Origin of the sequence: Streptosporangium sp. NPDC006013, from assembly GCF_040614275.1 — a bacterium.
Classification (GTDB): Bacteria; Actinomycetota; Actinomycetes; order Streptosporangiales; family Streptosporangiaceae; genus Streptosporangium.
The window spans coordinates 23641-32564 of record NZ_JBEXUE010000056.1 but is presented as its reverse complement, the minus strand read 5'-3'; the positions used below and the strand labels follow the sequence as shown (position 1 = coordinate 32564).

Here is an 8924-nt window from a genome sequence, read left to right as displayed (position 1 = left end):
CCCGTGCACGCGGCCGGCTCGGTGGAGAGACTTCTCGCTCCACCCGCGGAGCCCTTGATCGTCCGCCGGCGGCCCGCACCGCACGGGTGCCTTTCTCCGCGCCCGCGTCGAACGACAAGCACAACTCGCCGCACCGAACCACGGCCCGCAACAGCGACACGGTACCACGGCCCGCAACAGCGACACGGTCCACAGCACGAGCACGGCATCGGGATGCAGGCCCCCGCCCTGCGTTCTGCGGTGAGCTTGACTCCGCCCCTACGTCATAGTTTGTGCTTGAGATATGAAGCTCGTTCCTGTCGCATATCTCGCCTCGTACGTGTTGTCCCTGCTCGGGAACTCGATCGCGGGGATCGCGTTGCCGTTGATCGTGTTACAGACCACAGGGAGTGTGCTTGGTGCAGGGGCGGTCGCCGCAGCGACCGCTGTCCCGGCCGTTCTTGCGGGGTTGCTGATGGGGGTGGTCATCGACCGCATCAACCGGCGCACATCCTCGGTGATCACCGATCTCGTCTCTGCCGCGTCGATCGCCGCGTTGCCGCTGGTCGATCTGGTGACGGGGCTCAACCTGGGGTGGTTCATTCTGTTCGGCATCATCGGCTCGCTCGGCGACGTGCCCGGTGCGACGGCACGGGAAGCGCTGCTTCCCGCGGTCGTTCGCCACGGGGGCGTCAGTGCCGAACGACTGATGGGGGTGCGAGAGACTCTGGGTGCGGTGGCGATCTTGCTGGGACCGGCAGCGGCAGGGACTCTCATGATCCTCTTCGACGGCTCAACGGTGTTGTGGATCACCGCCGCTACGTCGCTGGTGGCTGCGCTGATCACGCTCCTGATTCCGCGGCACGTCGGCACGATCATGTCGGAGGACGGTATCGCGGCGGCTCCGACCGGTACCGGGTGGTCACAGTTGCGTGACGGCTGGTGGGCCCTGTTCCGCAGTCGCTTCCTGCTTGCAGTCACCATGATCAGCTTGGCATCGGTGTCAGTCCTCGGGGCGCTGCAAGGGCTCGTGCTGCCGGTGTTCTTCACCCAGGAGAACCAGCCCGGCCTCCTCGGTTTCGTGCTGAGCGCCCTTGCCCTCGGGATGCTCCTCGGCGGCGCGAGCTACGCCGCAGTCGGCACGCGCGGTGCCCGCCGAGCCTGGTTCGTCACCGGTCTCGCCGGAACAACAGTCGGGATCGCCCTCATCGCCGCGCTACCGTCCGTATGGGTGGTGTTCGCCGGGGCGCTCGTCGTCGGATTCTCCAGCGGACTGTTCGGCAGCCTGATCGGCGTGCTCATGATCGAGCGGATACCCGAGACGATGCGAGGACGGATCATGGGCACCCAGAACGCCATGATGACCGCCGCCCCACCGGTCGGCATCGTGCTGGCAGCCATGCTCACCGAGTACATCAGCGTCAATGCCGCAGCTCTCGCACTCGCAGCCGTATGGACCGTCGCCTTCGTCCTCGCACTGACCGCACGGTCGCTTCATGAACTGGAACCAGGGAACCCCGAGCAAATGATGACGAACGAGGCGCAGGTGACCAGCGGTGAACAGTAGCGAACTCGGCTCGCTCGCCGGAGTCACCGTCCGAGCACTCCGCCATTACCATCAGGTCGGCGTCCTCGACGAGCCGCCCCGCGGACCCAACGGCTACCGGCAGTACGACGTGCACGATCTGATCCGAGTCCTACGTATCAAACGTCTCGCCGCCCTCGGAATACCACTGGAGCAGATGCCCGCCCTTCTCGATGAGACCGGTGATCAGGCCATAGGGCTTCTTGATCAGCTCGATCAAGAACTCGCCGCCCAGATCGACCGGCTCACCACGCAGCGCGATCTCATCGCCCGGCTCCGGGAACAGAAAGCAGCGCCGGACATCCCGCCCGAGCTCGCACGGTTTCTCACCACCTTTGCGGCTGGCAGGCTCTCCCCGGCGATGGCACGAATCGACCGGGATCAAACCGTTCTCCTCGCCCACCTGGTCGGCGTCGACGGCATGCCCCACCTCGTCGGGTACTACGAACGGATCAGCGACCCCGGTCTCCTGCCCGCCATCACAACCGTGACCGCACAGTTCGAAAGCCTGGGACCCCACACCAGCGACGATGAACTTGACCGGTTCGTTGACGAGTTCGTCACAACCTTCGCGCCGATCGTGCGAGAACTCAACGAAACAGAGTCGGACTTAGACCTCACCGGAGTTGCTGAACTCTTCACCGAATACACAACAGATGTTCTCAGCAGCATGCAGCAACACGCACTCGATCTCATCGGCGCACGATTCAACGACATCAACTGACTGCCCGCACCACCGTCATCCTGGAGGCACCCGTCCAGCAGTTGCGCTCGGTTTCATGCCCGTCGCTGCCGCGGCCTCGGTCAGCAAGCCGAGGTCATCGGGGCTGACCCGCACCGATACGACACGATCAAGGACGGCAGGTGTGGACTCCTCGGCGACCTGCTCGCGGTTGTCGTAGAACCACTGGGCGCGCTCCGCCTCGTCCATCGCGGCGATGTCCCGCGCGGACGGACGTGTTGGTCCCCCCGCCACCAGCAGGCTCCAAGCCGTCGACAAGACGCCCCCGACAGGCTGTGGATGGCGAACGTCATCACCACTCACAGGGTCGACGTGAACGGCTACCACCACAGGCTCAATTTCCGCCTGGAGCCCGCCTGCCAACGGGAAACGAGGAGCGCATGAACAACATCCTGTCCAGGGTCGGCACTCTGGCCGCCGGGCTGACACTCGTCGCGGCCCTCGCGTTTCCGGCCCAGGCCGCCGAGCCCCCGGTTCTCGGTGCCGATACGGCCGCCGCCGGCCCCCTCCTCAAGATTGTGTTCGGCTCGCTTCAGGCCTTCGACCTGGAGGAGAGCGGCGAGGACGAGATCCGTGTGCGGATCATAGGTCAGAACGGCACCGAATACATCGGCTGGCCCACCAGCGGCGACGAGGCCGACACCAAGGCCGGAACCTGCTGGGTATGGGAGTATTCGGTGTGCACCGCCGGCTCCACAGAGCGCGCCGCCGGGCCGTACAAGAGCCAGACCACCGTCGCCGGAGGCTCGTTCACGATCGAGGTGTGGGAGGACGACCTCATCGGCGACGATCTGCTGCTGCGCATCCCGGTGACCGCCACGGGCGGCTATCAGGAGATCGACGCCTACTCCCCCGCCGGCAAGGGATTCTCCTACCGGTTCAGGGGACACCTGCAGTCCGCGTGACAAGGCCCGCCGACTCCGCACGCGGTCCGCGCCGGGCCACGTGCGGTTTCCTGTGAAGCTCCATGTCGTGCCGGCCCGGATTGAGCCGATCGGAACAAGCGCCTTGACCACTTTCCAGTCTTGATTCGCTTCTTCCGCGTGCGGCGTGGTGACTTCAGGACCAGCGACCGATCACGTTCGTCTGCTGCCGTGTCAAGTTTGATGCCACCGCGCCTCAAATGAGGCTCTTTGGCCCTGATGTTCTATTGGTAGAAAATCTGCATATAAGTCTATTAGAGGCATTACCTGTGTAGCTTCGGGGTGCGGGTGGGTTGAGAAACATTCCTTCGTGGGGAGCTAATCGCGACCGATGGACGTTCTAGATGTCAAGGTCGCCAGTTCTTCCGGAGGGAAAGTGGCATTCGAGAGCGTCGTGGCCATCTGCAGCGTTGTCATCGCCGTGGTGGCCGTCGGCTTCGCGGCACAGCAGACACGTGCCGCAACGAAGCAGGTGCGGATCGGCAACGCCATCGCCGGGGCGTCGACCACGGACAGCGTTTTCGTCAATCTCCACAATGCCCTGCGGATCATCATCGATCACCCTGAACTGTATCCCTACTTCTACGAGTCCAAGCCGGTGCCGCAGAGCGGAGAGACCCGGGTTCGCGTGCTCGTGACGGCGGAGATGCTGTGTGACGTGCTGAGCATCGGCCTGCGTGCGGCGGAACAGATCCCCTCCACCGGGCACGGTCTGAACCTCTGGAGGGATTACAGCCTCCAGATGTTCAAGAACTGCCCGGCCATCGGGGAGGTGGTGGATCGAGACCCGGATCTATGGCACTACCTCGCACCTTTGCGCACTGCTCCGGCCACCTGATCTTCAGGCCGGTCCCCGCACGCCCGGCGTCCACGGCCGCGGGAAGGATGCGGCCCCCGCCGGAAGACGGGGGCCGCGTCGGGTCGGGCAGAGGTCAGGGCACCCAGTGGTTGCCGGTTACGGTGATCATGACTTGGAGCTGGATGCTGGTCGAGTAGTAGTCGCCGGCGGTGAACGGGGTGTTGAGCATCTTGGTCCACAGGGCGTCCAGCCAGGCCTGGCTGCCGGAGTCGGTCATCGCCGCCACCGCGAACGGGGCGAAGTAGGCCGGCTCGCTGCCGCTGGAGATCTGGGTGCCGTTGAGCGAGTAGCCGACCGCGATGTTGTTCGGGTTGCCGCCGGTCTTGCTCTTGATCCAGGTGTTGAGCTTGCGCGCGGCGGCGAGGGACTTGGCGTCGCCGCTGGTCACCGCGTCGTTGCCGATCCGCCACGGGTCACGGCAGGCGTTCCACCAGAACTTGCCGTCGTTAGGGTCCTCCAGGACCTGGCCGGGGGCCGGCTTCGGGGTGGTGTTGGTGTTGACCACGAAGTCGGCCAGCAGGCCGGTGCTCGCCGCGTAGGTCGACTGCTGGGAGGCGATCAGGTTCTGGTGGTTGGTGCGGACGGTGTCCCAGGTCGTGTCGCCGGTGGCCTTGCGGAACGCCCTGAAGTGGTCGATCATCCAGTCCGAGGAGCGGCTGATCCAGTAGTACTGGTCGCCCGAGCTGCTCCAGTCGCCGAGCTTCATCAGCTTGGTGGTCGGGTTGACCTCACCGGCCTTGATCGCGTTGATGTGGTTGATCGCGAGCTGCTTGTAGTTGTAGGTGCCCGTGCTGCCCCACTGCCGGTCGGCCAGGAGCAGACCGTAGGCCACGTCCAGGTCGCCGTCGGTGGCCGAGTCGCCGCCGTTGACACTCTGGCAGGCGGTGTTCTGCTCGGCGGCGAGCAGACCTGGGGTGATCGACGACGGGTGTGCCAGCACGTACTTCACCAGGCCGTCGAAGATCTTCTTCGCGTCCGGGTCGGCCCCGGCCATCGTGGCGGTGATGACCATGCCGTAGCCCTGCGCCTCGGCCACGTACGGGTGGTCGGCGTCGGGGGAGATGATCTGGTACCAGCCGTTGCCGCAGTTCTGCTTGACGAAGGCGGCCTTCCAGCGCTGGTAGTAGTCGATCACCTTCTGGTCGAGCGTGGCCTGGGCGCCACCGGGGCGCAGCATCCCGGCCGCGTAGGGAATCGTGTGCGAGCCGAACGGCACGCCGGGGCCGCCGGGAGTGATCGTCGGGGTGGGAGTCGGGGTGGTGCCGCCGGTGCTGCCGTAGACCTCCATCTCGTACAGCGAGTAGCCGTAGACGGTGCCGCGCGCGGTGCCGTACATCCGCACGTAGCGGCCGGTGCCGGACAGGGTCAGGTCGTCGACGCCACCGTCGCCGGAGGTGGTGGAGTAGACGGAGGTCCAGATGTTGCCGTCGGGAGAGGTCTCGATCCGGTACGACTTGCCGTACGCGGCCTCCCAGGTCAGCTTGACCCGGGAGATCGTGGCGGAGCCGCCGAGGTCGACGCGGAGCCACTCGGGGTCGTGGCCCTCGGCGGAGGCCCAGCGGGTGGCGGTGTTGCCGTCGAAGGCGGCCGAGGGGAGGAACGTGGCGTCCTCGTTGGAGGACGAGGTGGCCGGACGGCCCTGGGACAGCAGGGAGTCGGCGGCGAAGCCGGGCGGGGCCGCCAGCACGAACACCGATGCGATCAGTGCCGACGCCAGTGCCAGAACGAGGACGGTCGAGGGGCGTTGGAGACGCGGTCTCGCATGCACAGGGGGTGCCCTCTCTGCGATCATCTAGTTAGGAAAGATTCCTAACTAGGAAAAGATGCCACCATCCATGACACGTCACGGTCAAGAGGGCAGGGGGCCCAAATTCCCGGTTGTGTGCGATGTAGCGGAAAACCAGGGAGAACGCAGACAGGTGACGGGTGCCTCGAACACCTTCCCGGTGATTGAATCCGGGCATGTCGTTTGATGTGTTGATCAGGGATGGCTGGGTGCTCGACGGCACCGGTGCCCCGGCCTGCCGGGCCGACGTCGGCGTCACCGGTGACCGGATCGCGGCCGTGGGCCGCCTGGACGCGGCGGCGGCCACCACGGTGGTCGAGGCCGCCGGGCGCCATGTCATGCCCGGCCTCGTGGACTGCCACGCCCACGGCGACGCCCTCGTCCTCGACAAGGAGGTGCAGCTCGCCGCGCTCCGGCAGGGGGTGACCACCTTCGTCCTCGGCCAGGACGGGCTCTCCTTCGCGCCCTCCACCACTCCGGAGACCTTCGCCTACGCCACCCGCTACTTCGCGGCGGTCAACGGCGTCCACCCCTCGGCCGACGGGCCGATCGGCGTCGGGGAACTACTCGACGGCTACGACAGGGCGACCGCGCTGAACACCGCCTACCTGCTGCCGCACGGCACGATCCGGTACGACGTGATGGGCGCCGCCGAACGGGCCGCCTCCGCCGACGAGCTGGCCGCGATGCTGGCCCGCGTCGAGCGCGGCCTGGCCGAGGGAGCGGCCGGCCTCTCCACCGGGCTGGAGTACGCCCCCGGCCGCTACGCCGACGCCGCCGAGCTCGCCGCGCTCTGCGCGCCGCTCGGCCGCCTGCCGTACGTGACGCACATGCGCGGGTACGGGGCGGCGGCCCCGGAGGGGATGGCCGAGGTGACCGACATCGCCCGGCGCTCGGGTGTCGCGGTGCACGTCTCGCACTACCATGGCCCGGCCGCGATCCTCCTGCCACTGGTCGACGAGGCCCGGCTCCGGGGGCTGGACATCACCTTCGACACCTATCCCTACCTGCGGGGCAGCACCATCCTGGCGATGGTCGCGCTGCCTCGGTGGGTTCCGGCCGCCGACGTCGACCGGGCGCTGGAGACGCTGGAGTCCGAACGGATCGAGTGGGACGAGAGGCTCTGGCCGAGGGTCACCCTCTCCCACGTGCCAGGTGCCGAGTGGGCCGAGGGGCTGACGCTGCCCGAGGCCGCCGACGAGGCGGGGCTGGAGCCGGGAGAGTTCTGCCGCCGGATCCTGATCGACACCCGGCTGGAGGCCGGATGCGTGGTGGCCCGCCCCGACGAGGGCCCCGAGGGGGAGGCCTCGGTCCGCGCGATCCTGCGCCACCCGGCGCACACCGGCGGCTCCGACGGCATCTACGTGGGCGGCCACCCCCACCCCCGGGGCTACGGGGCGTTCGCCAGGATGCTCGGCCACCACGTCCGCCGGACCGGGGACTGGACCCTGGAGCAGGCGGCGGTCCACCTCGCCTCGCACCCGGCACGCCGCTTCGGCCTCGAAGGGCGCGGGCTCGTCCGCCCAGGACAGGTCGCCGACCTGGTCGTCCTCGACGCGGGAGCGGTCGCCGACCTGGCCACCTACGCCGCCCCGCGCACCCCGGCCACCGGGATCGGCGACGTCCTCGTCTCCGGGGTCCCGGTCCTCGCCGGAGGTCAGCTCACCGGCGCCACCCCCGGCAGGGCGCTGCGCCCCTGAAAACCGCGCTCCTGAAAAGCCACAGCCCTGACGAGCCACAGCCCTGACGAGCCGCACCCCTGACGAGCCGCGGCTCTGACAACACGGCACCGGAGAGGGCGCCAGGAGGATAGGGTCCTCAGGGCGACCAACGGGGATGTGACCTCCCACGCCCGGATTCAACGGCCGATGGCCCGCTAAATCCGCACAGGTGACCACAGGAAGGGCCGGGACGTGAAGGGGATCGTGGATCCCGAGGGGGCGCTGGGGGCCTCGCTGTTCGGCGGGGCGTTCACCTTCCCGGTGATGGTGGCCCACAGAAGCGCGCTGGAGCACAACATCGCGACGCTCGCGGCCTTCACCGGGGCGTACGGGCTGATCTTCGCCCCGCATGCCAAGACCACCATGTCGCCAGAGCTCATCAGGGCGCAGCTGGAGGCGGGCGCGTGGGGGATGACCGTCGCCACCCCCAGCCAGGCGCTCACCCTGCGCGAGTTCGGAGTCGCAAGGATCGTCCTCGCCAACCAGGTCTTCGACCCCGCGGGGCTGGACGCGCTCGCCGCGCAGCTGGCGGAGGACCCCGCGTTCGAGGTTCTCTGCTTCGTCGACTCGGTGGCCGGGGTCGAGACGCTCTCCCGGCACGCCGGGGCCAGGCCGTTCCGGGTCCTGGCGGAGCTGGGCCATGAGGGCGGCCGGGGCGGCAGCCGTACCCTCGCCGAGTTGCTGGAGGTCGCCTCCGCGGCGCAGACGGCCGAGGGCGTGCAACTGGCCGGCGTCGCCGGGTACGAGGGTTCGCTGGGATCCGCCGGCGAGGTGCGGGCCTACCTGTACCGGCTGCTGGAGGCGCTGGAGCACCTGCGGGTGCGCGACCCGATCCTGTCCGTGGGCGGCAGCCAGTGGTTCGACGTGATCGGCCGCGAGCTCGCCACCTGCCGGGCCAGGGTCATGTTGCGCAGCGGCGCCTACGTCTCCCACGACGACGGCTACTACCGCGAGCGCACCCCGTACACCCGGATGGACGGGGAACTGCGCGCCGCGCTGGAGATCTGGGCACACGTGCTGAGCGTTCCCGAGCCCGGCCTGGCCGTGGTCGGGTTCGGCAAGCGCGACGCCCCCTTCGACGAGGGGCTGCCGATCCCGCGCGGAGCCGTCGCGGACGCGACGGTGCTCAAGGTCCAGGACCAGCACACGGTCCTGAGACTGGCGCCGGGATCGCCGGTGAAGCCGGGGGACCTGGTGTCGTTCGGCATCTCCCATCCGTGCACCGCCTTCGACAAGTGGCGGGTCATGCCGGTGGTCGACGAGGAGTACGTCGTCGTCGATCTGATAAACACCTTCTTCTGATCCCCCTTTTTCCCCTTTTGAGGAGTG

The 8924-nt window shown here is 67.9% G+C and carries 8 protein-coding genes; 6 read left to right on the top strand and 2 right to left on the bottom strand.

What is annotated here, in order from left to right; all coding sequences use genetic code 11:
* Positions 1 to 283 precede the first annotated feature (283 nt).
* Complete coding sequence (locus ABZ260_RS11820; protein WP_355615889.1) at positions 284 to 1546, top strand: MFS transporter; 1263 nt, start codon at positions 284 to 286, stop codon at positions 1544 to 1546.
* On the top strand, positions 1536 to 2288 hold the full coding sequence (locus ABZ260_RS11815) for a MerR family transcriptional regulator (RefSeq protein ID WP_355615887.1): 753 nt from the start codon (positions 1536 to 1538) through the stop codon (positions 2286 to 2288). Before ABZ260_RS11820 ends, ABZ260_RS11815 begins: the two co-directional genes overlap by 11 nt.
* Positions 2289 to 2303: 15 nt before the next feature.
* Here the strand turns inward: ABZ260_RS11815 and ABZ260_RS11810 are convergent, their stop codons facing one another.
* Entirely contained in the window at positions 2304 to 2540 is a 237-nt protein-coding gene (locus tag ABZ260_RS11810) for a hypothetical protein (RefSeq protein WP_355615885.1), read from the bottom strand.
* Positions 2541 to 2686: 146 nt separating this feature from the next.
* On the opposite strand from ABZ260_RS11810, the gene ABZ260_RS11805 reads away from it, so the two are divergent.
* Both ABZ260_RS11805 and ABZ260_RS11800 read left to right on the top strand, forming a co-directional pair.
* Positions 2687 to 3211 carry a hypothetical protein gene (locus ABZ260_RS11805; RefSeq protein ID WP_355615883.1) on the top strand — a complete coding sequence of 175 codons (525 nt, stop codon included), beginning with the start codon at positions 2687 to 2689 and terminating at the stop codon, positions 3209 to 3211.
* Between the two features lie 394 nt (positions 3212 to 3605).
* Positions 3606 to 4067, top strand: a complete 462-nt coding sequence (locus ABZ260_RS11800; protein WP_355615881.1) for a hypothetical protein — start codon at positions 3606 to 3608, stop codon at positions 4065 to 4067.
* Between the two features lie 94 nt (positions 4068 to 4161).
* On the opposite strand, the gene ABZ260_RS11795 is transcribed toward ABZ260_RS11800, so the two are convergent.
* The gene (locus ABZ260_RS11795; RefSeq protein WP_355615879.1) at positions 4162 to 5856 is read right to left on the bottom strand and encodes a glycosyl hydrolase family 8; all 1695 of its coding nucleotides are present in this window, start codon (positions 5854 to 5856) and stop codon (positions 4162 to 4164) included.
* Between the two features lie 194 nt (positions 5857 to 6050).
* On the opposite strand from ABZ260_RS11795, the gene ABZ260_RS11790 reads away from it, so the two are divergent.
* Positions 6051 to 7574: an amidohydrolase family protein gene (locus ABZ260_RS11790; RefSeq protein ID WP_355615877.1), complete on the top strand. Its 1524-nt coding sequence runs from the start codon at positions 6051 to 6053 to the stop codon at positions 7572 to 7574.
* Between the two features lie 213 nt (positions 7575 to 7787).
* Positions 7788 to 8897, top strand: coding sequence for an alanine racemase (locus ABZ260_RS11785; protein WP_355615875.1), 1110 nt, complete (start codon positions 7788 to 7790; stop codon positions 8895 to 8897).
* The last annotated feature ends 27 nt before the right edge of the window (positions 8898 to 8924 follow it).

Coding starts and splice junctions, on each gene's coding strand:
- ABZ260_RS11820 (WP_355615889.1), top strand. CDS start 284: ATGAAGCTCGTTCCTGTCGCATATCTCGCCTCGTACGTGTTGTCCCTG.
- ABZ260_RS11805 (WP_355615883.1), top strand. CDS start 2,687: ATGAACAACATCCTGTCCAGGGTCGGCACTCTGGCCGCCGGGCTGACA.
- ABZ260_RS11790 (WP_355615877.1), top strand. CDS start 6,051: ATGTCGTTTGATGTGTTGATCAGGGATGGCTGGGTGCTCGACGGCACC.